Source organism: Adlercreutzia equolifaciens, from assembly GCF_029076695.1.
Classification (GTDB): Bacteria; Actinomycetota; Coriobacteriia; order Coriobacteriales; family Eggerthellaceae; genus Adlercreutzia; species Adlercreutzia equolifaciens_A.
The window spans coordinates 178718-201270 of record NZ_JARFIK010000001.1; the positions used below are offsets into that span (position 1 = coordinate 178718).

General features: G+C 63.6%; 19 protein-coding genes and 1 tRNA gene. 2 read left to right on the forward strand and 18 right to left on the reverse strand.

Annotated elements, in window-relative coordinates; translation table 11 throughout:
* Positions 1-435 precede the first annotated feature (435 nt).
* The 8 genes from PZH32_RS00510 to PZH32_RS00545 all read right to left on the reverse strand — a co-directional run bounded on the left by PZH32_RS00510 (position 436) and on the right by PZH32_RS00545 (position 8943).
* Positions 436-909, reverse strand: a complete 474-nt coding sequence (locus PZH32_RS00510; protein WP_275205678.1) for a hypothetical protein — start codon at positions 907-909, stop codon at positions 436-438.
* A gap of 101 nt (positions 910-1010) precedes the next feature.
* Positions 1011-2372: a peptidylprolyl isomerase gene (locus tag PZH32_RS00515; protein WP_275205679.1), complete on the reverse strand. Its 1362-nt coding sequence runs from the start codon at positions 2370-2372 to the stop codon at positions 1011-1013.
* 383 nt (positions 2373-2755) lie between these two features.
* Positions 2756-2831 (reverse strand) — tRNA-Ala (locus tag PZH32_RS00520).
* Positions 2832-2996: 165 nt separating this feature from the next.
* Positions 2997-3848 carry an Mrp/NBP35 family ATP-binding protein gene (locus tag PZH32_RS00525; RefSeq protein WP_275205680.1) on the reverse strand — a complete coding sequence of 284 codons (852 nt, stop codon included), beginning with the start codon at positions 3846-3848 and terminating at the stop codon, positions 2997-2999.
* Positions 3849-3999: 151 nt separating this feature from the next.
* A complete protein-coding gene (locus tag PZH32_RS00530) occupies positions 4000-4317 on the reverse strand; it encodes a CDP-alcohol phosphatidyltransferase (RefSeq protein WP_275205681.1) in 318 nt (105 codons plus the stop codon).
* A gap of 112 nt (positions 4318-4429) precedes the next feature.
* A complete protein-coding gene (locus tag PZH32_RS00535) occupies positions 4430-7168 on the reverse strand; it encodes a homocysteine S-methyltransferase family protein (RefSeq protein WP_275205682.1) in 2739 nt (912 codons plus the stop codon).
* Positions 7152-7904: a hypothetical protein gene (locus PZH32_RS00540; RefSeq protein ID WP_275205683.1), complete on the reverse strand. Its 753-nt coding sequence runs from the start codon at positions 7902-7904 to the stop codon at positions 7152-7154. Before PZH32_RS00540 ends, PZH32_RS00535 begins: the two co-directional genes overlap by 17 nt.
* A gap of 82 nt (positions 7905-7986) precedes the next feature.
* Positions 7987-8943, reverse strand: coding sequence for a methylenetetrahydrofolate reductase (locus PZH32_RS00545; RefSeq protein ID WP_275205684.1), 957 nt, complete (start codon positions 8941-8943; stop codon positions 7987-7989).
* Between the two features lie 201 nt (positions 8944-9144).
* Here PZH32_RS00545 and PZH32_RS00550 point away from each other — a divergent pair, with 201 nt between their 5' ends.
* Complete coding sequence (locus tag PZH32_RS00550; protein ID WP_275205685.1) at positions 9145-9663, forward strand: metallophosphoesterase family protein; 519 nt, start codon at positions 9145-9147, stop codon at positions 9661-9663.
* 13 nt (positions 9664-9676) lie between these two features.
* Here the strand turns inward: PZH32_RS00550 and PZH32_RS00555 are convergent, their stop codons facing one another.
* The 5 genes from PZH32_RS00555 to PZH32_RS00575 form a co-directional block, all read right to left on the reverse strand.
* Complete coding sequence (locus tag PZH32_RS00555; RefSeq protein ID WP_275205686.1) at positions 9677-10543, reverse strand: dimethyl sulfoxide reductase anchor subunit family protein; 867 nt, start codon at positions 10541-10543, stop codon at positions 9677-9679.
* A 7-nt stretch (positions 10544-10550) separates the two neighbouring features.
* Positions 10551-11252, reverse strand: a complete 702-nt coding sequence (gene dmsD / locus PZH32_RS00560) for a Tat proofreading chaperone DmsD (protein WP_275205687.1) — start codon at positions 11250-11252, stop codon at positions 10551-10553.
* Between the two features lie 120 nt (positions 11253-11372).
* The gene (locus tag PZH32_RS00565) at positions 11373-11999 is read right to left on the reverse strand and encodes a 4Fe-4S dicluster domain-containing protein (RefSeq protein ID WP_275205688.1); all 627 of its coding nucleotides are present in this window, start codon (positions 11997-11999) and stop codon (positions 11373-11375) included.
* A 143-nt stretch (positions 12000-12142) separates the two neighbouring features.
* Positions 12143-12766 carry a 4Fe-4S dicluster domain-containing protein gene (locus PZH32_RS00570; protein WP_275205689.1) on the reverse strand — a complete coding sequence of 208 codons (624 nt, stop codon included), beginning with the start codon at positions 12764-12766 and terminating at the stop codon, positions 12143-12145.
* Between the two features lie 27 nt (positions 12767-12793).
* Positions 12794-15226 carry a DMSO/selenate family reductase complex A subunit gene (locus PZH32_RS00575; protein ID WP_275205690.1) on the reverse strand — a complete coding sequence of 811 codons (2433 nt, stop codon included), beginning with the start codon at positions 15224-15226 and terminating at the stop codon, positions 12794-12796.
* A 395-nt stretch (positions 15227-15621) separates the two neighbouring features.
* Between PZH32_RS00575 and PZH32_RS00580 the strand changes: the two genes are divergently transcribed.
* Positions 15622-17304, forward strand: coding sequence for a response regulator transcription factor (locus PZH32_RS00580; RefSeq protein ID WP_275205691.1), 1683 nt, complete (start codon positions 15622-15624; stop codon positions 17302-17304).
* Positions 17305-17957: 653 nt separating this feature from the next.
* Here PZH32_RS00580 and PZH32_RS00585 read toward each other — a convergent pair.
* From PZH32_RS00585 to PZH32_RS00605, 5 genes are all read right to left on the reverse strand, one after another.
* Positions 17958-18377 (reverse strand): DUF4418 family protein, encoded by a 420-nt coding sequence (locus tag PZH32_RS00585; RefSeq protein WP_275205692.1) that lies wholly within the window; start codon positions 18375-18377, stop codon positions 17958-17960.
* Between the two features lie 93 nt (positions 18378-18470).
* Positions 18471-19640: a YncE family protein gene (locus PZH32_RS00590; protein ID WP_275205693.1), complete on the reverse strand. Its 1170-nt coding sequence runs from the start codon at positions 19638-19640 to the stop codon at positions 18471-18473.
* A gap of 193 nt (positions 19641-19833) precedes the next feature.
* Positions 19834-20658 (reverse strand): ABC transporter ATP-binding protein, encoded by an 825-nt coding sequence (locus tag PZH32_RS00595; RefSeq protein WP_275205694.1) that lies wholly within the window; start codon positions 20656-20658, stop codon positions 19834-19836.
* Positions 20655-21896 carry an ABC transporter permease gene (locus tag PZH32_RS00600; protein WP_275205695.1) on the reverse strand — a complete coding sequence of 414 codons (1242 nt, stop codon included), beginning with the start codon at positions 21894-21896 and terminating at the stop codon, positions 20655-20657. Before PZH32_RS00600 ends, PZH32_RS00595 begins: the two co-directional genes overlap by 4 nt.
* Before the next feature lie 76 nt (positions 21897-21972).
* Positions 21973-22551 carry a 4Fe-4S dicluster domain-containing protein gene (locus tag PZH32_RS00605; RefSeq protein WP_275205696.1) on the reverse strand — a complete coding sequence of 193 codons (579 nt, stop codon included), beginning with the start codon at positions 22549-22551 and terminating at the stop codon, positions 21973-21975.
* Between the last annotated feature and the right edge of the window lie 2 nt (positions 22552-22553).

The window sequence follows — 22553 nt, forward strand, 5'->3', positions numbered from 1 at the left end:
CCCCAAGCCCTTCAAAGCCAAAAAAGCCTGAAAAGCCAATTCGGGCATTGTGATACTTAATAACGAATTTTAGAACTTTTCGACACCGTGCCAACCAGGTAACGGCAAGTAAACGGCGACGTTACTTTGCCGTTACTTTCAGCGGTTGAGCGGGACTTTCCTCGATACTTTTTTGAGGCATTATGAAACGCTTATTGAGGATTTATGGACGAGATGCCCTCCCCGCGGCTTTACTCATGACGAAAAAAGCTTCACTGGTGACTTGATCAGGCATTATATGCCAACCCAAAGCTCTTCTCCGACGCACCTCCCATGGAGGGTCAAGAGCTCTTCGCTGGGCCCTTGCGCTCGCGCAGCGAAAGAATCACTCTTTGAAAGCATGAAAAAAGGGCCCTCGGCCCTTGTGAACAGAAGCAATATACCCAAGCTTCCTAGCTAAATGCGAATACGATGGCCTTCTTCAGCTTCGTCTTTCCTGGCAGGCTTCAGCGCCATTCGGGCACCAACTGCCAGGGCGCCCGCTCCCGCCAGAGCCATGACTGCCGCGATGACCAGTGCCGCCCCATCGTCCTGGGACGCTCCCGGCGTCGAAGCCATGGGCGTGAGATCGTCGGCGATAACGGCCCCCGACGCCGCAGCCTCTTCGCCACCGGCTATCGAAGCCGCAAGAGGCGTGGCGTTTTCGCTGATGGGCATCGAAGAAGTGCCGCTGAAGACATTGCCGAACAGGGAGATTACAAGCAGCCCAAGAAGAACTGCCGCTACAACGAGCGTCCAGGCGCGCTGCGAAAAGGAACTGACAGCCTCCGACGAGGAAGCTACCTCAATGTGCCAGTGGGCATTGGAATCATGGGACGACGCGCGAGCGCCGCCTTCGGTTCCGATGGTATCTTCCCATGCTTCTTGCATATCGAGCAGTATTATCGGTGGTCATTCCGCAAAAGTAAAGAGCACAAAAAAGGACCCGCGCTGAGCGCGGGTCCTTGGCAGGTGCATAAGAGAGATTCAGATTACTCCTGAGTCTGCTCGCCCTCAGCGGCCTGGTCGCCCTCGGTGGCAGCCTGGTCGCCCTCGGCGGCGTCGCCCTCGGCAGCAGCCTGATCGCCCTGCTCGCCCTGGGCAGCGTCACCCTCGGCAGCGGCCTGGTCGCCCTCAGCCGCAGCCTGGTCGCCCTCAGCGGTGGCAGCATCGCCCTCGGCAGCCTCGCCCTCGGTGGTGGCAGCGTCGCCCTCGGCAGCAGCGTCACCCTCGGTGGTCGTAGCATCGGTGTCGACGTTGGCGTCCGTAGCGGCAGCCTCGTCCTGAGCAGCCTGCTCCTCGTAGGGAGCCAGGTCGATGTCGTAGGGCAGGCCCTCGGGCATCGGGGTAATGGTGATCTCGGCGTTCTCGCGATACTCAGCGAACCACGTGGTGAAGTTCGAGGAGGCGTTGTTCTGCTCCATGTAGGTGATGTAGTCCTGGAACTCAGCCGGCAGCTGATCGATGGAGGTGATGCCGCCCTCGGGCACCGTGAAGGTATCGGTGCACTTGATGATGTGGTAGCCGTAATCGCTCTTCACCAGGGTGGAAACCTGATCGGTCTCCAGGCCGTTCAGGGCCTCCTGGTACTCCGTTACGAAGGAGTTCAGGGCGTCCCAACCCACATCGCCGCCGTTCTCGGCAGAACCGGTGTCAGTGGAGTACTGCTTGGCAGCCTCGGCGAAGTCGATCTCGCCGGCGTTGATCTGGTCGAGCACCTCCTGGGCCTTGGCCTCATCGTCGGCGCTGAACAGAATGTGGCTGGAGCGCTTGGAGCCGTTCCACTGATCCGCCATCTCCTGGGCAGCCTGCAGAGAGGCATCGCCGTTCTCGTCGCTGGAATCAGCAGCGGCCACGGCCTCGGCCAGCTTGGTCTGCAGCAGGTTGGGCTGGATGACCGTCTCGACGTAGGACTCCTCGGTCATGTTGCTGGCCTCAAGAGCCTGCTGGAAGGCCTCTTCGCTCTCGAACATGGCCTTGGTCTGCTCCAGGGCCTCGTCGATGTCGGCCTGCTCCACCGTCACGTTGTACTCGGCAGCGGCCTGCTCGTACAGATCCTGGTTCACGTAGTAGTCGATGACCTCTTCGCGCACGGACTCGGGCGTGTAGCTGTTGGCCACGAGCCACTGGCCCCAGGCCTCGTCAGACTCCAGCGAGGCAGACTGACGGAAGTCGGCCACATAATCGGTGACCGTCTGCTCCATGATGTCCTGGCCATTGACCGTTGCAGCCACAGCGCCGCTACCGGCACCATCGCCACCGCAGCCCACCAGGCCGGCACCCAGCGCAAGCGCGAGCGAGAGAGCGCCCACGCGCTTCACCGCAGCGCCCTTCATAAACGAGGTGAATTTCATGAATCCCTCTACCTTTCTTCCTGTAGGCGCCCTTTGCGCCTGCATCCTTGCCCAGCCGGTGACACGCCGTCCCTCCCACGGGGCGTAGGGCCATACCAGAACCTGAGCGCTAACTGGATATTGTAACCATTCTGTGGTTAGGGGGCTATTATTCCTCGGCTAATTAACATGGTGTCGCAAATCACAGAGACTCCACAGAGTTGGGCAATGACCCACATATTCCTGTAAAGAACCTGAAAATGACTGGCAGGATCAGGGAAAGCTTGCGGGGGCGCGCCTTCGGATAAGAACAGCTCCCAGGGCTGCTCTCCCCTCGCGGGGCTCGATCCTCCGTAGGCATACAAAAAAACGAGCGCCTACCGAAGTAGGCGCTCGATTAAGTTTGGTGGAGCCTAGGGGGATCGAACCCCTGACCTCATGGCTGCCAGCCATGCGCTCTCCCAGCTGAGCTAAGGCCCCGAAAAAGTGCGAGGACTATATTAGCATAACGGGACAGCAGCGCAAGAACTTTTTTGAGAAATTTTTCTCGCAGCTTCTTATGCGTCCCGTCAATGAAAGAACGCCCGCAGGGAAATGCGGGCGTTCTTGTGCGAACCGTTGGATACGGTTGGTGCTTTTGCGTGGTTACTCCGCAGCCTCGGCGGTGGCGATTACCTGATCGATGATGCCGTCAAGGGCACCCTCCACGTTGTAGGCCTCCACCTTGCCCTCGTCCACCAGGCGGGCGAAGTTCGGGTCCATGGGCAGCGTGGCCACGGCGGGAATCTGGTACTTCTCGGCCACGGCGGCACCCTGGGGCTCACCGAAGATGTGATGCTCCTTGCCGCACTCGTCGCACTTGAAGTAGGCCATGTTCTCCACCAGACCCACCACCGGCACGTCCATGGAACGGGCCAGGTTCACGGCCTTGCCCACAATCATGGCCACCAGTTCCTGCGGGGCCGATACGGTGACGATGCCGTCCACGGGCAGCGACTGGAACACCGTCAGGAACACGTCGGAAGTTCCCGGAGGCATGTCCACGAACATGTAGTCCACGTCGCCCCAGTTTACTTCCTGCCAGAACTGCTTGATGGCGCCGGTGACCACCGGGCCGCGCCACGCCACGGGCATGTCGCCCTCGGGCAGCATCAGGTTCACGGACATGACCTCGATGCCGCTGGCGGTCTTAGCGGGATTGATGCCGTCGGCGTCGGCGGTCAGGCGGCTGTCCACGCCGAAAGACTTCGGGATGGAAGGACCGGTGATGTCGGCGTCGAGAATGGCCACCTTCTGGCCGCGCTTCTGCATCTCGGAAGCCAGCAAGCTGGTGACGAGGGACTTGCCCACGCCGCCCTTGCCGGACACCACGCCGATAACGTGCTTGATGTTGGAGCGCTTATTGGCCTCAAGGGTGCTGGGGCCGGCCTCAGCCGTGCGGTCGCCGCAGCCGGAAACGCCGCAGCTGGAGCACTCGTGAGAGCATTCTTCTGCCATGTTTTCTCCTCTTTTCTCGTTACTGGTCAGCGGGTTTGCTCCGCTGGAAGTTAATTCGACGGCATCATAGCACAACGACGCATTTCTGCGCCGTTGTGCTTGTTCACCACATTCTTCACTTTTTGAAAAGCTTGCCGCTCATCAAAGGAAACTAGAAATCCTCCGGCATGTCCTTGCCGTCGCCCGAGGCGTAGAAAGTAGCCTCGGCAAAGAGATCCTGAACCGACTTGCCGTCGCAGAAGGGCAGCTCCAAAAACTCGGCGATGGTGGGCACGAGGGCACTGCAATCGACATAGTGCCCCTTCTCGTTGAACTGGTTGGTGTCCTGGGCGCGCCAGTAACGGTCGTTGACATCGGTCAGGTAGTACAGGCCATCGGCCACTTCCATATAGACCGCATGGTTGGTGTGCAGGTACGTGGGCAGCTCTTCGAAGGTAATTTCCAGAGCTTCGACGTCCTTCTTTCCCATGGAGGCTCCTTTGTGCGTCAGTCGGACAATATGCGATGGCCCCATGATAGCAATACCTGACCCGATTGCGCGGAATTCACGCATAACCGCATGGGAACAGTTTCGCGCCCCCCTAGGCCTCTTCACCGAAGAACTGCGTTGCAACGCGCGTGGACTCAGCAGCGTCCTTGGCGTAGAAATCGGCGCCAATCTGGTCGGCGAACTCCTGGGTAATGACGGCGCCGCCCACCATGACCGCCGCTTGAGGCAGCTGCTGGTGAACCAGCTGGATGGTGTGCTCCATGGCGCCCACAGTGGTGGTCATCAGGGCCGAAAGGCCGATGAGGCGCGCACCTGCTTCCCGCGCCGCATCCACAATGGCCTGCGGTGCCACATCGCGCCCCAGGTCGATGACGGGGAAGCCGTAGTTTTCCAGCAGCATCTTCACGATGTTCTTGCCAATATCATGGATATCCCCCTCCACGGTGGCCACCACAATGGCGCGGCTGGACGGAGAGGGCGCGGCGTGGTCCGGGGAGGTTGTCGCGGCATCGTGCGCGGCGGATGTCGGGTCGGCCGTTGCGCTATCGCGGCCCGCAGCGCCCGCGGCTTCCTGCTGGGCGCGGATGACGTCGAAGCCGGCTTTGACTGCCTCGGCCGAGGCCATCAGCTGGGGCAGGAAGAAGGTGCCGTCATCGTATTTGAGCCCGACCACATCGAGCACGGGCACGAAGATGTCATTGATAATGGCCAGGCCATCATGGGTCTCCAGCAGCTGGGCCGTGGCTTCGGCCAAGGGCGCGCCCCGTCCCTCCAGGGCATACGCGGCCAGAGCGGCTACGGATTCGGGTACGTCGGCGAATGTGGGTGTAACGGGTATGGGGCAAGTGGCTGCGGATGGCGCGCCAGCGCCGCCTTGACGGCTGGAAGCAGTGCCGGTCGCTCCGCCGGCGGCGCTTGGCGCTCCCGCGCTCTCGCCGGGGGCCGCGGCCGCCGATGCTTCCGCCGTGCCCGACGCGGGCCCGTCGTAGGGATCGGCCACACCTGCATAGGTGTCGAGGAAGTACCGGCAGCCCTCGTCCTGGCCGTTGAGCACGCGGAAGGTGTCCACCGTGTCGCGATAGCGGGCATTGAGCGGATTCAGAATGGGCATATCGAGGCCCGCGCCGAAAGCGGCCGCCAAGAAGGTGGCGTTTACCAACGGACGCTGGGGCAGCCCGAAGCTGACGTTGGACACGCCGAGCACCGTGCGCACGCCCAGCTCCTGCTTCACCAGCGTCACTGCGCGCAGAATTTCGCGCACCTCGGCCTGGTTGGTGGCCGCCGCCATAACCAGACAGTCGATGGCCACGTCCTCGCGGGGGATACCGTAGTCCGCCGCAGCTTCCACAATGCGCCGAGCAATGGCCAGGCGCTCTTCAGCCGTGGGCGGTATGCCGTTTTCGTCCAGGGTGAGTCCCACCACCGTGCAGCCGTAGCGCGCCACCACAGGCAGCACCGCCGCCAGGTTCGCCGCTTTGCCGTTCACGGAGTTCACCAGCGGACGCCCCGCGTAGATGCGGGCGGCCGCCTCGATAGCCGCCGGATCGGAGGAGTCCAGCTGCAGCGGCAGGGGCACGGTGGCCTGTAAGGTGCACACCACCTGAGTGAGCAGCGCCGGCTCATCCAGGCCGGGCACACCCACGTTCACGTCCAGGATGTCGGCGCGAGCCCGCTGCTGGGCCGCCGCCTCGGCCACCAGATAGTCCACGTCGCCCGCCTGCAAGGCCGCCTTCAGCTTTTTCTTGCCCGTGGGGTTAATACGCTCGCCGATAACGGCCACGGCTGCCTGCCCCTGGGGAAGGCGCACCATGCGCTGAGCGCTGGCGACGGCGAAGGCGGCCTCGTAGCGTGGATTGGGAACGGGGAGCTTGCTGGCAGGGGTGCTGGAAGGCGCCGTCGATATGGGCGCCGCTGCCTCAACGATCGGACCAGGCGCGGGGCGTCCGTCGAGCACGGCACGCAAGGCCCGGATATGCTCGGGCGTGGTGCCGCAGCAGCCGCCCACCACGGTGGCGCCAGCATCGAGAATGGCCTCCATGGCTTGGGCAAACTCCTTGGGGCCCACGTCGAAGACCGTTTCGCCGTCCTGCAGGCGCGGCAAGCCGGCGTTCGGCTGCGCCATCACCAGCGAACGCGCGGCCGGCGCCAGCTGGTCCACCAAAGGCGCCAGCTCCACCGGGCCCAGCGAGCAGTTGAGCCCCACGGCCTGGGCGCCCAGAGCCGACAAGGTGGTAGCGGCAATGGCGGGCGTGGTGCCCAGGAAGGTGCGTCCGTCTTCGCCGAAGGTCATGGTAGCGAAAACCGGCAGCGAGGTGTTCTCCACGGCCGCCAGCACCGCGGCCTTCGCCTCCAGCAAATCCGCCATGGTCTCGATAAGCACCACGTCGCACCCGGCGGCCTCGGCCGCACAAGCTTGCTCGGCGAAAATGTCGTAGGCCTCATCGAGGGTCAGCGGGCCCAGGGGTTCCAGCAGCGCGCCTGTGGGGCCGATGTCGCCCGCCACCAGAGGCGCCCCTGCCTCACGCGCAATAGCCGCCGCCGCAGCGTACACCTGAGCCACCGTGGCATCCGTGTCCTTCAGCTTCAAACGATTGGCGCTGAAGGTGTTCGTGGTAATGCAGTCGGCCCCCGCCTCGACATAGCGGCGCTGAATGGCAGCAATGTCCTGCGGATGGGTGAGGTTGAGCAGGTCGGGCACTTCGTGAACGGTGTGCAGACCCGCTGCCTGCACCAGCGTGCCCATGCCGCCGTCGCACAGCAAGTAGGCGCGGCCCTCCAGCACAGCTGCCAGATGGTCGCTGGTCACGGTTAGATTACGCGGGGTTGCCATAGCAGATCCTTCCTTGAGCGCGTAGCGAGCACGTGGGGGCGAGGGGGCAGGTGGCGCAGCGGTCTTGAGTCGCGGAGCCAGCGCCTCCCGCTGCGGCAGAACGGCTCGGCGCGCCGGCCGCCACCGCGGGAGCCTTCTGCGGAACGACGACGCCTTCCCCTTCCGCGTCCAGAACGGGCTTCAGGCCGATAACCGCCGTGATGCTCTTCGTGGGCACCAGCATGTTCGCCGCCGTGGTGCGCAGGCCCAGGGCGCGATCGGCTCCGCAGGCGGCAAGAAACGCCGGCTGGCACGTCAGGGGCAAGTCGCCATAGCCCGGACTGTAGCGGCTCGTGGCGGTCAGCCCGCGGGCGGCGGCCTCTTCGACAATGAGACAAGTCAGACGGTTGGCTGCCTGCTCTACCAGCGACGAGGCACAGGCATCCACCAGCAGGCCGTCCGTTGCGCTCAGGGCCGACTCGCGGCGCAGCATCAGCTCGCTTTCCGGCCCCAGGGTAGCGGCCATGAGCACCACTTCAGGGTAGCCGTCCACGTGGGCGGCAAGGTCATGGCCCGTCAGGAACAGGCGCGCATCCTCCCAGGGCAGCGTCTGCCACACGCCGCGCGGCCTTAGCTCGGCCTCGCAGAGGGCGGCTGCTCGTTGGATGCGGGCAGCCAAATCGGGCCCGAGCGCCTGACCGCGATGGCCCAGGAAGGCCAGGGCTTCGTCGATATCAACCTGAGCCGTCAGCTCCATGGTGTCCTTTCTTGGGTTGCCTTCGCCGTGCTGCCGCGCTGCCGGAAAAACAACGGGCGGCCGCCTTGGCGAGGGCCCTCCGTTACTTGGTCGCGTGCAGCGCTGCGGCGGTCACCGCCGCGGCGCCCGAAAATGCTACCACGTCGCCGGCATCCGCCAGTGCCGGGCGCAGGCCGGCCGCCGCCACCGCTGCGGCCGCGGCCTGGGCAATGTCGGGCTGGTTCATGGCGTACACGTGCAGGCCGTCCACGCCGTGGCGCCCCAGGTCAACCAGCTGGCGACAGGCATACTCGATGCCCGCTTGGCGCAGCGAGACAGGGTCGTCCTCATACTTCGCCAGCAGCTTGATAATAGGCGCCGGCAGCGAGCTTCCGCACAGGAACACCATGCGCTGGATTTGCGACTTCCCCAAAAACGGCATAATGCCACAGGTGATGGGCGCCTCCACGCCGGCCGCCTGGGCCGCCTCGCGGAAACGATAGAAGTCGTCGTTGGTGAAGAACAGCTGTGTCACAAAGAAATCGGCGCCGGCCTCGTATTTCGCCTTCAAGTGCTCGATGTTCTGACGCGGATCCAAGCAGTCGATATGCCCCTCGGGGTAAGCCGCCGCGCCCACGCAAAGGCCGGCCTCCTTCAGCAGGGGAATCAAGTCGCAGGCGTAGCGGAAATCCGCCGGCTCCTGGCCGTCGATCAGATCGCCGCGCAGGGCCAGCACGGTGCGCACCCCGGCCTCTTGCAGCTCCTCAATGGCCGCCTGGGCTGTTTCGCGCGTGGCATTGACACAGGTGAAGTGCGCCACAGACGGAATCGCGGCCTCGTCTTGCACCAGCTGGGCAATGGGGACCGTCTGCCCCGCGTTGCCGCTGCCGCCGGCCGAGCATGTCACCGACACGAAGTCGGGTCGCGCCTGGGCCATGCCGCCCACTACCTCGCGCGCCGCATCCAGAGTCAGCTGTCCTTTGGGCGGAAACATCTCCACCGAAAACGGCAGCGTACCGCAAACGTGGCAGTCTTCAAACACCTGGGCGACGGTTTTCATGGGGGGCTTCGGCTTTCTCTTTCTCGAACATAATTGGGAAACCAAGACCTTGAGGCCAGGGCGGCCGTTACGCAACCACTATCCTCAAGACTGGATACAACCGTTATTATAAAGAGAAGCGGCAAAGGCGAAACGACGGCTTTGCCCTGCGGTTATGCAAAAGACCAAAGGATGGCCATCGGGCCAGGCGAAGGAGCATCCATGACGCGCATCGGCATTCTTTCAGACACCCACGGTTCCCTGGATCCGAAGGCCTACGCCGCCCTGGCCGACTGCGATGCCATCATCCACGCCGGCGATATTTGCGGGCCCGCCATCTTACGCGAACTGGAAACCTTGGCGCCGGTCACTGCCGTGCTAGGGAACAACGACTTCGACGAATACGGGAGCGCCGTCAGCCATTTCGCCCACCCCGTCATCGACGGCGTGCGCTTTTTGGTGGGCCACAAGCCCGGCGACGTGCGCATCAGCTTCTCGGGCTCGGCGGCGCTGGCCCCCGGCGATCCGCTGCCCGACGTGATCGTTCACGGCCACACCCACGTGCCTCGCCTGGTAGCCGGTCCCGACGCGCGGCCGGCCAGCATCCTACTGTGCCCCGGTGCCGTATACCGCCCCCGCAGCGAGTACGGGCGCACCCTGGCAAAGATGGACGTGGAGAACGGCCGCATCCTGCGCACGGTCATCGAGGACCTCAACGGCAAGGTGCTGTTTGAGAAATAGCGCGACGGGGTTGCTAGACCCCCAGCCCCACGGTGAGATGGCTCATGTAAAAGGTAAAGCGCATAACGAAGATGCCCGCCAGCACCAGCAGCGACGCTGCCACCAGGGAGCGCACCGTGAGGTCGCGACCCACGGAGCGCCAGGCCACCGCCAAACCGGCGGCTGCCAGCAAGGCGAAGACCACCACACAGGGGATGAAACCAGGTACGAGCGATGAAGCCGACACCAGCTCGTTAGCCATACCGCTTAACTGCGCCCCAATGACCAGGTACACACCCGTGTTGGCCACCAGCGCCACGGCAGCCACGGCCACCAGCAAGCGGCCCTGACCGGGACCATGGCCCCGATAGCCCGCGGCAGCAAAACCCAGCAGCGTGATAATGGGGCCGCCTACCAGGGAATTCAAGATCAACGCCACCGGTGTCAGCGGCAAACTCCAGGTAATGATGGTGTCCACCTGATAGGCGAAGGCCATCGACACCACAAACAGCACAATGGCCACGTCCACCGCCGCCACCAGTATGCGCTGCAGCCAGCGACGCGGCGTTTCAGCGAAGGCGTAGAGCCAGTACATACCCGCCAGCGCCAAAAAGACCACAGCGCAGAACACCTCAGTGGAAAGCGGGCTGCGCCCCACCCCGGTAAACACATACAGAGCGTTGGACGGATTCCCCAAGTGCGTGGCCGAGGCAATAAGCCCCACCATGGCAATGGCCAACGGCAGGCACGAGTACTGGTCAAGGCGCCGGCGATCGTCCTCGTTCACGCGCCCCAGCAGCACCGGCAGGCTCATGAGCAGATAGCCCACGGCTCCCGCCGGCGCCAAGGTGGTGAACAGCACCAGGGTGATCTCGTTGAAGGCAATGGAGAACCCGTCCACGACGCACCTAACGGTAGAAACGCGGAACCGTTACGTCCAGCTGGCGCTCCTGCTGCAGCCCCTCGAGACTCCGGCGCGTCAAACGGGCCAAACCCTCGTAGAAAGGGTGCTCGGCGGCCTGCTCGAGCTGCTCCAGGTAATGAGGTGCCCAGGTGAGCAGATGATCGGCCGCGTACTCGTCCACCAACTCGGGACGCTCTTGGACCAGAAAGGACAGCATGGCCAGCATCAGGCCGATGTGATCTTCCGGCGTGCGCTCGTCAGTAATGCGCTCGATACCGTGGTCGCGCATCCAGGCGCGCAAATCCAGAGTGCTCTCGCCGAAGATGACGCACTCGTGATCGGTGTAGACCGACCCCCACGGGGGTGCCACCAAACGGCCCGGCCCCACAAACAGGCGGCGATAGGCCCACATCAGGTCCTCGTCGTCAATGCCGGCAGCCAGCCCTTCCTGCATATGGCGCAGCGCAGAACGCGCCTCCTCGGTATCGACGAAGGGCCAGTCCTCTCCCGCCGCCTCGGCGTCCAGCGCTGCCAGGGCCTCGAAGGATGCGCGGGCATCGCCGGTATGGGGATCCTCCAGGAAAAACGGCGCCAGGGCCGTACCAATGAAGAGGACGTCGTCCAAATCCGTACCGGCAACGGCAGCTTCCACTGCCGCGTTCTCTTCGGGCTCAAAGTCCCCGTTCGAAGTTTGCTCCGTGGTCACGTTTCTTCCTCTCTGTTCTGGGCTTGCCGAGGCTCGTCGGGCTGCGTCTTTGGCGCAAGCCCAAGCCATTTTTCTGCGCCGGACCTTTTCGCAGCCCGACGAGCTTCAGCAAACCCGCATCTATACGATTTCACGCAGGTTGAGCACGGCACCATCGCGCGCCACGCGCTGGGGGTCGGCCTCCACGCAGGTGGGAAGCGTAAGGGCCAGCCGCGGAGAGGTGGCGGTAGCATCCGGCAGGGGCAGCAGGTTGCTTTCGATGCCGTAGCGTTCGACAATCTCATCCGCAGGTCCAAAGTCCAGAGCGCGACGGGGGCAGGCCTCGACGCACACGGGCTTCATTCCCGCCGCTACGCGCTCAGTGCAGCCGTCGCACTTCACGCTATGGCCGGCATCGCGGTCCACCTTAGGAGCGCGATAGGGACAGGACAGCGCGCAGTAGCCGCAGCCGATGCAGCGCTGCACGTCCACGCACATCAGGTCGCGCTCGTCCTTGTGCATGGCCCCCGTAGGGCACACCTGGGAGCAGGCGGGATTGGCGCAGTGGTTGCAGGCCACCGACACGTAGTACGCGAAGGCGTCGGAGGCTACCGTGCCGTCCTCGCGGCGCTCCCACGTGCCGCCGCCGTACTCGTACACCTGGCGAAAAGCAATGTCGGGCCCTAAATCGTGCTGATCTTTGCAGGCCATGACGCAGGCTTTGCAGCCCGTGCAGCGGCGAGCATTGGTATGAAACGCATACGGCATGGACTCACCCCCTTCGCTTTCCGCTTCCCCTTCAAGCGGCGCCATCGTCCCAGAAAGGCGTCGGCGACCCCAGAGCCGGGGCTCTTAGGTCGCCGACAATCCTACCATGGGAGGGATGGTCTTATCGAGATGCCAGAGAGGCCCTACAGAATCTCACGCTCGTTCAGGGCAGCTCCCGTGGTGTCGCCGACGGGCTTGCCGTTGCGCGGCATGGTGATCACCAGGCAGGGCTCCGTCTCGCTGGCGGCCGGCAGCGGCGCAATCTCGGCCACGTCGCCGTACGTGGCGCGCAGCTCCTCGATCTCGCCGAAGTCCAGGGCGCGACGGGGACAGGCGGCCACGCAGATGGGCAGGTTGCCCTCTTTCACCTGGTCGGCGCACATGTCGCACTTCACGCTCTTCATCTGCTCCATGTCCACCTTCGGCGCGCCGTAGGGGCAGGAGTTCATGCAGGTGCCGCAGCCGATGCACTTCTCGGGATCGGACCACACCTGGCCGGTCTCGTCGTCCTTCGAGATAGCGCCCTGGGGGCAGTTCGCCATGCAGATGGGCTTGGCGCAGTGGTTGCAGGCGATGGAAACGGGGTAGGCGAAGGCGTCGCTCACCCAGCAGCCGGCCTCGTCCTGGGTCCAGGTGCCGCCACCGTACTCGTGGACATTGCGGAAGTTGATGTCCTCGGACAGGTCGTTCTTATCTTTGCAGGCCATGACGCAGGCTTTGCAGCCGGTGCAGCGCTGGCCGTTGAAATGAAATCCGTACTGAGTCATGATTTCTCCTCAAATCCGGGCCGGGCCTTAGGCCTTTGCCACTTCGACAAGGTTGGTGTGCTGGGGGTTGGCCTTCGCGTAGGGCGACGGACGATGGCTGGTCAGCGTGTTGATGCAACCGCCGCGATCCACCTTGTCGCCGTTCATGTCGGCGTCGTGCCACGCGCCCTGGCCCATGGCCACCGTGCCGGGGATGATACGGGGCGTGACCTTGGCCACAATCTCCACGATGCCGCGGTCGTTGGTAACGCGCACCGTGTCGCCATCGGCGATGTTTCGCTCCTGGGCATCGAGCGGGTTGATCCACAGCTCCTGCGGGTTGGCCTTCTTCAGCACCTCGATGCAGCCGTAAGAGGAGTGCGTGCGGCCCTTGTAGTGGAAGCCGGTCAGCTGCAGCGGATACTTCTCGGTCAGCGGGTCGTCGTAGCCCTCAACCTCGGGGCAGTACACGGGCAGCGCGTGGATGAAGTCTCCCTCGGGAAGCTCCCAGTCGGCCACGGCGTCCATAAGGGCCTGGGAGTAGATCTCGATCTTGCCGGAGGGCGTGTCGAGCGGATTGGCCTCGGGGTCGTCACGGAAGTCCTTGAAGGCCACGTGCTCGCCGTCGGGGCAGGTCACCATGTAGATGTGCTGCTCCATCAGCTGCTCGAAGCTGGGCTGATCGGGGTCGTCGGCAGCGCCGGCCTCATAGATGTACTGCAGCCAGCCCATCTCGTCGCGACCCTCGGTGAAGGCCTCCTTCTGGCCCAGCTTGTCGGCCACGTCGCTCAGCACCGAGTACAGCGTACGGCGCTCGAACTTCGGAGAGGTAATGGCATCGCCGGCAATGGCGTAGGCCACATTGCCCGAGTACTCGCTCTGCACGATGTTGGGCTGCTCCACGGGCATCAGGTCGGGCAGCAGGATGTCGGCGTACTTGGCCGAGTCGGTGAGGAAGGTATCCCACAGCACGATGAACTCGCACTTGGTGTCGTCGGCCAGGATCTCATGGGCATGGTTGATGTCGCCATGCTGGTTGGTCAGGCAGTTGCCGGCGTAGTTCCAGATCATCTTGATGGGCACATTCAGCTTGTCGGCCCCGCGGACGCCGTCCTTGGTGGCGGTCATCTGCTCGCCGTGGTCGATGGCGTCGGTCCAGGTGAAGGTAGCGATGGACACTTCCACTGGGTTGTCATCGGAGGGCACGCCGTAGCTGGCAGGCATGTAGAAGCTGTCCAGGTCGGAACCGGTGTTGCCGCCGTTGATGCCCACGTTGCCGGTAAGCACGGCCATCATGCAAATGGCGCGGGCCGTCTGCTCGCCGTTGCCGCGACGCTGCGGGCCCTTGCCCTGGTAGATAGCGCAGGGCTTCGTGGTGGCAATGTCACGTGCCAGCTGGGTGATGACGTCGGCGGGAATAAGGGTAATGGCCGAGGCCCATTCCGGCGTCTTCGGCGTCTTGTCCTCGCCCTTGCCGGTGATGTAGTCGCTGTAGGACAGGCCCTTGCCCTTCTTGTCCTCGGGCATGGTGCTGTCGTCGAAGCCGATGCAGTACTTCTCCAGGAAGTCGTGATTCACCAGATCCTCGGTGATCATCACGTAGGCGCAGGCGTCCACCAGGGCGGCATCGGTGCCGGGACGAATGGGAATCCACTGGTCGGCGTGGGCCGCGGCCGTGTCCGAGTAGCGCGGGTCGATAACGATGACCTTCGCGCCGCTCTTCTCCAGACCCTCCATGTAGTGATAGGTAGGGCCGCCGCCGGACTGCTTGGTCTCGCAGCTGTTGTCGCCCCACAGCACCACCAGCTTGGAATTGGCCACGTCGGAGTTGCCGTTGGCGGCACGACCGCCGTAGAGCCAGGGCAGCGCCTGGGAGATCTGAGCGGAGCTGTAGGAGCCGTAGCGACGCAGGCTGCCGCCGTTCATGTTCACCAGACGGCTCAGGAAGCCGCCGATGTTGCCGGCGTTCACGCCCGTGGCATAGTGGCAGTACACGGCCTCGGGGCCGTAGGTATCCAGGATGCGCTGGTACTCAGAAGCGATGGTGTCGATGGCCTCGTCCCAAGAGATCTCCTCGAACTTGCCCTCGCCACGGGTGCCCACGCGCTTCATGGGGGCCTTCAGGCGATCGGGATGATTGATCCAGCGGCGGATGGAGCGGCCGCGTTGGCAAGCGCGCAGCTGGTGGGCGCCGTACTCGTCGTTGCCGGTGTTGTCGGTTTCCACCCACTTCACCTCGTCGTCCACCACGTGGAAGCGCAGAGCACAGCGCGTCTCGCAGTTAACGGAGCAGTGGCCCCAGCAGATCTTCTCCTCGACGGGCTGGATCTCCTCGCCCGTCTCGGCCAGATCCTCGCTCTTGCCGCTCGGTGCACAGCCGAACAGCGACGTGGTGCCAAGAGCCGCAGCTCCCAGCCCAGCGAGTGCCGAGCCCTTCACGAACGTGCGGCGCGACAGGGCGCTCTTCTCAGAGTTCGTCATGGTCCCTCCCTCTTTCTCGTTTCGCTCGCCCCGGATTGCAACCGGGGGCTTCCTCTTCGCTCGCTGCTCGCCGCAGGCCCAGACTTCCTCTTGCGTCCGGGTCGATTGCGAACCGGGGCTCCTCATGCCCCGTCACCCATGGCGAACCGCGAGTCTCCTCTTCGCTCGGCGGCTTCCTCTATTAGCCTCCGAGACGTTCCGCCCAGGCCCTTCCACGGGCCCCGGCTGGCTCGCATTGTATGCCGCAAAGGGGTCACGCCGTGTCACATAACTCATGTGAATTTCACGTTTTCCCAGTTCACAGCGTTGTCACCTTGTCACCCTTTTCGGAGCCCCTTCTCCACCACCTGCGGAAGCCGCTATACTATCAGATACGCAGAAGGGGGCTACGGCGCGTGCAAATACCGGCTTTTATAACCATGCTCAAGCCAGATATGGCTTCGCTCGGCTATGGTCTGTTTCTTGCCATCAACGCCGCCAGCGTGTGGGGCGGATCGTTCCCGTTCCTTCCCATGGACTTCCAAACCTCATCGGTTTTGTTCTGGTTCTTCCTGGCGCAGTCGGTGGTGTTCACGTTCAGCTTCTTCGCCAGCGCGGCGGGCACTTACTGGTTCCCCAATCAGACGCGCCGCTTCTTGGTGAAAGTAGTGGTAGCACCGTACCTTCTTGGTTGGTGCCTGCTTATTGGCGGCATTTACTTTCCCTCCGCGGCCCAGCCTTTGGCCTTCGTGGGCGGCGGTCTTTTGGGCTTAGGGTCGGCGGGGTTCTATATGCTGTGGCAGCGTCTCTTCGCCAGCCAAGAGGCCGAGGAGGGCAATCGCAACCTTATTGTGGGCACCGCTTGGGCCGCGCTGCTGTACTTCGCCCTGTACCTGATTCCCGTAGCGGTGACAGCCTACCTTATTCCGCTGGTATTTCTGCCCCTGTTCGGTCTGGCCGTGGTGCTGAAGAGCCGCACCATCGACCTCGACCAGCCCATGTTCGAGGACATCCCCCGCGACCATCCGCGCACTTATCGCCATGTGGCCTCTCACTTGTGGCGCCCCGCTTTGGCCATTGGAGCCCTGGGATTCTGCACCGGCATCATGCGGTCGCTCGCGGTGGTGGAGCCCTCGGTGGGCTCGTTGGTGAACGTGCTGTCGATGCTGGCCACCCTGGTGGCCGCCGTGGCGCTGCTGGCCGCCTGGACCGTGAAGAACCTACACTTCAGCGTAGGCGCCGCCTACCGCGTGTTCTTTCCCCTGGTTACCACCGCGCTGCTGGTGCTGCCCCTGGCAGGGCCCGAGTACGCCCGCACCCTGGCAGCGGTGTTGTACGCGCTGTGGAGCGTGGCTATCATGCTGATGATGATCCAATGCGCCCAGCTGGCCCGCGACGGCGGCATCAACCCGGTATTCGTGTACGGCCTGTTCGGGGGCATTGTGTACGCCCTGCACGATGTGGGTTTCATTGGCGGCCATTACGTAGAGTCCCTGATGGTGTTCGGCATTCCGTCGGTGGTGCTGGTGGTTGTGGTGGCCATTTGGCTTTTGGGCATCATGTACTTCATCGGCCAGGGCGGCTTCCGCTCGGCCGTGGGCCAGAGCACCGCCGACGAGATCGAGCTGATGGCGTTGCGCCGCCCGCAGGCGCCAGCGAGCGCGACGGGCGTGCAGCTGGGGGCAGGGGATGCAGGCGCGGGCTCGGGCGCGGCGACTGTTCGCGAAGGCGAGACCGCAGTGACTTCCAGTGGGTCAACGGGAACCGCAACACCTGCGGGAGACCGCGAACGTCAGCGCGAGGCCGGCGCCCAAGATAACCTAGCCAGCAAGACGAACAACCACCCCGAGAGCGAATACCGCGACCGCTTCTCCAAGCAAATGGCCATGGTGCGCGAGGCCTACGGCCTGTCGGCCCGCGAGACCGAGGTGGCCGAACTGATTGCCCGCGGCAATTCCGTGGCCCGCATTGCCGAGATGCTGGTGGTGTCCGAAAACACCATCCGCACCCATTCGAAACGCATTTACAGCAAGCTGGACGTGCACAAGCGTCAGGAACTGATCGACCTAGTAGAAAGCTTCGAACCCGCCGAGGGGTAGGGCGCCGTGTGGGCGTTGCTGGCAGGAAAGGGGGCTTGCTGGCTATCGCGGCGCGAAGGCCCCCCAGAGAGCGGAGCACCACCTCGGGCCGCCGTACGCCCGGGCGCCCCAAGCTGGTCAATCCGAGGGTGTTTTCCATCGACATGATGTCAATAGGAACTTTTTGGTCAATCGGACCGCGTTTTCCATCGATTCGGTGGTCAATCAGGGGGCGTTTTCCATCAAGAGAGCGACCCGTTGGTGTTTCCCCAGTTCAGAAGCTTGCTGTAAAAGCACGGTTTTTCACAAACCGGGCGAATCGATGGAAAACGCCCCCCGATTGACCAAAAACCGGCCTTTTGCGCACCTCCGATGGAAAACGCACGCTAATTGACCAGCCCGCGGCGCGTCCACCTACGTCACCTTCGGGCCCGTAGTCGATCCAACCGCGATGCTCTCGGAGGCGCGGCTGACCCAATCGTAGCGTCTTCGGAAACACGGCCACTCAGCTACGGCCCTCTCGGAACTGCGGCCGACGCACCTACGGCGCCTTCAGAGGCACCATCAATCCAACCGCAGCGCTCTCGGAGGGGCGGCCGACACGACTGCAACACTCTCGGAGGTACGACCAATCCCCACTCGCACCCTTTCGCTCGTTGTCGCGATAACCCCGCCTAGCTGCTTTTTACGCGCTTGCGAGCGGGGTTGACCGCATAGGCACCCAAGGCAGCCACGGTCGACACGACGCCGCAGGCGCGGAACCACCAGGCCGTGGCCTGGCAGGCCATATCGGCACTGGCGCAGACGCCGCCCGAAACCGGCCCCGCAAACGTAACGAGCACCAGAGCCACCGAAAGCGCCACTACTACCACTGTAAACATACGCTTGGTGGCCAGCTCGGCAATGCAGGCCACGGCAAGAAGGACCGCCAACAGCAATCCTTCCTTGCCCGCGTAGAAGCAGCGCATGGGAACCATATTGCCATTCGCCAACTCCAAAGACCCAGAGCACACAGGCGCCCAAACCAGCACGGCCCCTGCCGCCACCAAAGCAGCTGCCAGGGAAACTCCCTGCAGTATCTTGCTCACGTTCATGAATAGTCCCCCTCTTTCTTTCGGCACCTCCACGATTTTGGAGGCATGAGAGCCCCGCAACGTCCGTCGGCCCCTTGCGGCCACACCGGCCCCCTATCCAACCACGGCAATACCCTTGGGACTCGCCAGGCCTTCCACCTGGGCGACCACTTCAAGGGCACCCGCATCCACTATCGTCAACACGCCCGTGGTGCTGTTAGCCACGTAGGCCTGCTGGCTGGCCGCATCGAGAAAGAGCGTGTCGGATCCCGCACCAACGGTAAGGCGCCCGCGCTCTTTCCAACGAGCCGCGTCGAAGGCTACCAACTCCCCATCGTCTCGCGCCAAAGCGTACACGATGGCGCCATCGGAAGACTGGGCGACGCCCGCCACGGACTGCCCCACGGGAACCTCGCGCACGCGCTTGCCCGTCTGACGGTCAATGACATACAAGGCATTGACCTGCTCTTCCTCTTCGCCACCAACGCCGGCCAACAGCAACGTGGCGCCATCACGGGACACCACCATCTGCCGCGGGCCCACGACGCCGTCGAAGGCCTCGATTTCCTGGCCGGCCTCCAAGTCGATCCGCGCCACGTCATAGGTACCGTAATTAGCGCAATAGAGCGTCTCGCCCTGAGGCGCCAGCGCCATGGCCACGGTGCGACGACCCTCGCCTGGCCCAATGCGGCAGCAATCCGGCGGATCGGTACGCTTGTGATAGCCGCACACATCCAGAGCAATAGTTCCTACCAGGGAGTTCAAGGCCACGTCTACCTCGTGAATGCTGTTGTTGAAGTAATCGCCCACGTAGAGGATGCCGCGGCTCTCGTCGTAGCACAGCCCCAACGGCTGGCGGCCCACGGGGATATGCGTCGCCGTCTCGGGATGATCTACGGGCACTACCGCAAGCTCACCGCCTCCCGAGCTGCCCACGTATACCGACCTTGCGGCGAACAGAGCGGTCGCCGGGTTCTGGCCAGCAGGAATGTGCTCCGTCACCGTCCATGTGACGGGATCGATAATCGCCAACGTATTGCCCGCATATTCCGCAACGCATACCGTCCCCGTCGCCAACGCTTCCGGTGCCTGTCCTGCGGAGGCCGCCGCCATCTCATCTTGACTGAAGCCCTGACCGTCTTCGGCCGTCGGGACGGGCGCCGATCCTGCGGGCTCGTCACCCGCACCGTCGCCTGCTCCCGCACCACCGCATCCTGGCACCACCCCCAGGGCGGCGCTCGCCCACGCCATGCCCAAAAGGCACGTGAACCTGCGGCGAGACAACGGGGAGTTGCTCCTCGTGCGCATCGTGCTCTTACCGCTCATCGGCTATCCCCCAATTCATCTCGGCCCTCGTGCGCATCGCACCCATGCCGCTCATCGGCCATCCCTGCCATCCACCTCAACCCTCGCGCCTTCCCCTGTGGAAACATCCACTGCACCGGACGCCCCCGCCGAAACGACCGCCGCGCCATCCTCACTCGGCGTCGGTTTCGCCGGGCGTCGCGTCGCCCTTGCTCGCTGCCACAGCCGCAGCGGCGCCCTCGCCGCTCAGCACGCTCTCCACTGGCCGCACGGGCTCCGCAGCCACGCCAGCCGCTTCTTCCCACAACACGCCATCGTCAAGCACGTAAACACGATCGGCCTTGCGCGCGTACGAGAGGTCGTGGGTCACCATGACCACCGCTCTCTCGCCCGAAGACACAAAAGAGCGGAAAAGATCGAAGACCGCTTCGGACCAGGCATCATCCAGATCGTTGGTGGGCTCATCGGCCAGCAGCACGTCGTGGTTGGCCAGCAATGCCCGAACCAGCACCAAGCGGCGTCGCTGGCCCACGGACAATTCGGCAGGCAGGTGATCGGCACGATCGGCCAGCCCCAGCAACGCCAGCGCCGCGTCCACGGCATTCTCTTCGTGGAAGAACCGCATCGTCTGTTGAGCGCCTTGTCCTTTGGCCTTCCCCGCCATTCGTGCGGCCAGCACCAGGTTCTCTCGGGCGGTCAATGCCTGGAATAGCGAAGGGGTCTGGAAGACGAAGCCGATGCCCCGACGATGAAGCGCATCGAGTTCCTCAACACGCAGCTCCCCCATGTCCCTGCCCTTGAAGCGCACCGTCCCCTGATCGCAGCGCAAAAGACCGCCCATAACATTGAGCAACGTCGATTTGCCCTTGCCGGACACGCCCGTAACAGCCACCAGCTGACCTGGCTGCACTGCCAAGCTCACCCCGTCCAAGGGTCGTACGGGAGGATCAGAGCGGAACTCCTTGACAACATCGCGCAATTCTATGAGGGCCGTCATGACAAATCCCCTCTCGCCAGTATTTCTTGCGGATCGTGGCGCATCATGCGCACCAGGGGCTGCACCAGCGCCACGGCGCTCAAGGCCACGGCAAACAAAAGCCCTGCTGCCACCGCGGTCCCATAGGTTTGCGCGGGCACCACAGCACCAGGCATAGAGAACGAGTGATGGAGCACCCCGACCACTTCACCGGAAACCGCGCACGCCACCATCACGGCCACCACTGCGGCCGCCAACGTCACTAAACCGATTTCCAGGGCGAAGCTGCCGCCGACACGCCCGCGGCTCACGCCCAAGGTGCGCAGCAGGCCCAGCTCTCCCATGCGGCTCGATGCCAGGGCGGCAAATCGACCCGCCAGGGCCACTACGGCCAGCAGCACCAGCATAACCAGGAACACTAGCGCAATCACTTCGATAACCGTTAGCTGAGAAGACACCGAAGCCACCATGTCCGACGTGCGCACCGCCACCGAGCCGGGAATGGCGGCCATGAGTTCTTGGGCCACCGTGGCGGCATCGGCGCCATCGTCCACAGACACCATCAGGCACGACACCGCCTCAAAGGGATCGGCATCGGCCCAAAGGCGCGTCAGATAGGGGCTCTGCGCTGCAATAGCGCGAGCCGCTTCGATATCCATGAAGATGGTCTCGTCCACGCTGGTACCCGTAGGCTCCAGGGCACCCGCCACCTGAAAAACCTCGCCCAGGATGGAAGCTTGGCCGCCTTCGATGGCCGGGGCGGCAGCGCCAAGCAGGATACCGCGATCGCCCAGCTCGGCCCCAAAGGCTGCCGATTCTGCGCTCTCCCCGCTGCCGCCGCCCTCGCCAGCGCCCACAATCCAGGGCGCCAGCACAAAGTCGGTAGCAGGATCGATGCCCACAATGCGCGTGACTCCCACCACGGAACAGCAGCTCTCGTCAACGGTCTGGGTGAAGAACTGCGGCGTCACTTGGGCCACTCCAGACACGGCAGCAGCCTCATCAAGTGCCTCGGTCGGCAGGTAGACATTGACGGGTTCCGCACAGAAAAGCACCTCGGAGGTATTGCCCGAAGCTCCGGCTGGCAGCACCATAATGTCCGCTCCCAAGCGATCGCGCGATAGGCGCACGCCGTTCTCAAGCGAGGACACCACCAGCAGCGAGGCCGTCACCATGAAAACGGCCACAAACGCGATAAACGCCGTCAGCACCGAAGCGCCCAGGCGGCGTGTAATGTTTCTCCATGCAAGATAGAACATGAAGAGACCCCCTTGTAAGAAAGAAGGGGCGCGCCGAAAAATTGGGAGGGAAGATCCGGCGCGCCCTCTTTAAGCCTTAGGCCTGCTCCATACCAGGATCGACCAGGCTATCCGCATTATCAATGTCGGCAAAGACGCTCGCGTCGATATCCTTGTCCAAGGCGACGCGAAGGTTCGGCTTTGTCTCGACTTGATCCTTGATGTCGGTGCCCTCGGGCAGCGCGTCCATCTCACCCATAGAAATGTTGGCGCTGGGGCAGACAATGGTGCACACCGGCATCAGACCCGCGGCAACACGCTCGACGCAGCCGTCGCACTTGTACGTGGTGGACGTGGCCTCGTCATAGCACGGCGCATGGAACGGACAGGCCTGCACGCAGGTCTGGCAGCCGATGCACTTGCTGTGGTCCTGCACCACCAGGCCGTTTTCGCGCTTCTCGTAAGCGCCCACCGGGCAGTTCTCAACACAAGCGGGCTCGTCGCAATGGTTGCAGGACATGGACACGAAGGCATGGCCTACGGGGTTGGACGTGTAGAACTGACGCACGCGGCGGGTGAACACACCCGGGGTCAGCAGATGCTCGTTCGCGCAGGCTACCTGGCAGCTTTTGCAGCCGTAGCAGTTTTCGGAGCTAACATGGAATCCTTGGGTCATGA

Excerpts from the sequence above, each read along its gene's own strand:
- PZH32_RS00605 (WP_275205696.1), bottom strand. The coding sequence starts at position 22,551 with ATGACCCAAGGATTCCATGTTAGCTCCGAAAACTGCTACGGCTGCAAA.
- PZH32_RS00600 (WP_275205695.1), bottom strand. The coding sequence starts at position 21,896 with ATGTTCTATCTTGCATGGAGAAACATTACACGCCGCCTGGGCGCTTCG.
- PZH32_RS00570 (WP_275205689.1), bottom strand. The coding sequence starts at position 12,766 with ATGACTCAGTACGGATTTCATTTCAACGGCCAGCGCTGCACCGGCTGC.
- PZH32_RS00530 (WP_275205681.1), bottom strand. The coding sequence starts at position 4,317 with ATGGGAAAGAAGGACGTCGAAGCTCTGGAAATTACCTTCGAAGAGCTG.
- PZH32_RS00525 (WP_275205680.1), bottom strand. The coding sequence starts at position 3,848 with ATGGCAGAAGAATGCTCTCACGAGTGCTCCAGCTGCGGCGTTTCCGGC.
- PZH32_RS00575 (WP_275205690.1), bottom strand. The coding sequence starts at position 15,226 with ATGACGAACTCTGAGAAGAGCGCCCTGTCGCGCCGCACGTTCGTGAAG.
- PZH32_RS00540 (WP_275205683.1), bottom strand. The coding sequence starts at position 7,904 with ATGGAGCTGACGGCTCAGGTTGATATCGACGAAGCCCTGGCCTTCCTG.
- PZH32_RS00545 (WP_275205684.1), bottom strand. The coding sequence starts at position 8,943 with ATGAAAACCGTCGCCCAGGTGTTTGAAGACTGCCACGTTTGCGGTACG.
- PZH32_RS00515 (WP_275205679.1), bottom strand. The coding sequence starts at position 2,372 with ATGAAATTCACCTCGTTTATGAAGGGCGCTGCGGTGAAGCGCGTGGGC.
- PZH32_RS00595 (WP_275205694.1), bottom strand. The coding sequence starts at position 20,658 with ATGACGGCCCTCATAGAATTGCGCGATGTTGTCAAGGAGTTCCGCTCT.
- PZH32_RS00585 (WP_275205692.1), bottom strand. The coding sequence starts at position 18,377 with ATGAACGTGAGCAAGATACTGCAGGGAGTTTCCCTGGCAGCTGCTTTG.
- PZH32_RS00550 (WP_275205685.1), top strand. The coding sequence starts at position 9,145 with ATGACGCGCATCGGCATTCTTTCAGACACCCACGGTTCCCTGGATCCG.
- PZH32_RS00535 (WP_275205682.1), bottom strand. The coding sequence starts at position 7,168 with ATGGCAACCCCGCGTAATCTAACCGTGACCAGCGACCATCTGGCAGCT.
- PZH32_RS00510 (WP_275205678.1), bottom strand. The coding sequence starts at position 909 with ATGCAAGAAGCATGGGAAGATACCATCGGAACCGAAGGCGGCGCTCGC.
- PZH32_RS00565 (WP_275205688.1), bottom strand. The coding sequence starts at position 11,999 with ATGCCGTATGCGTTTCATACCAATGCTCGCCGCTGCACGGGCTGCAAA.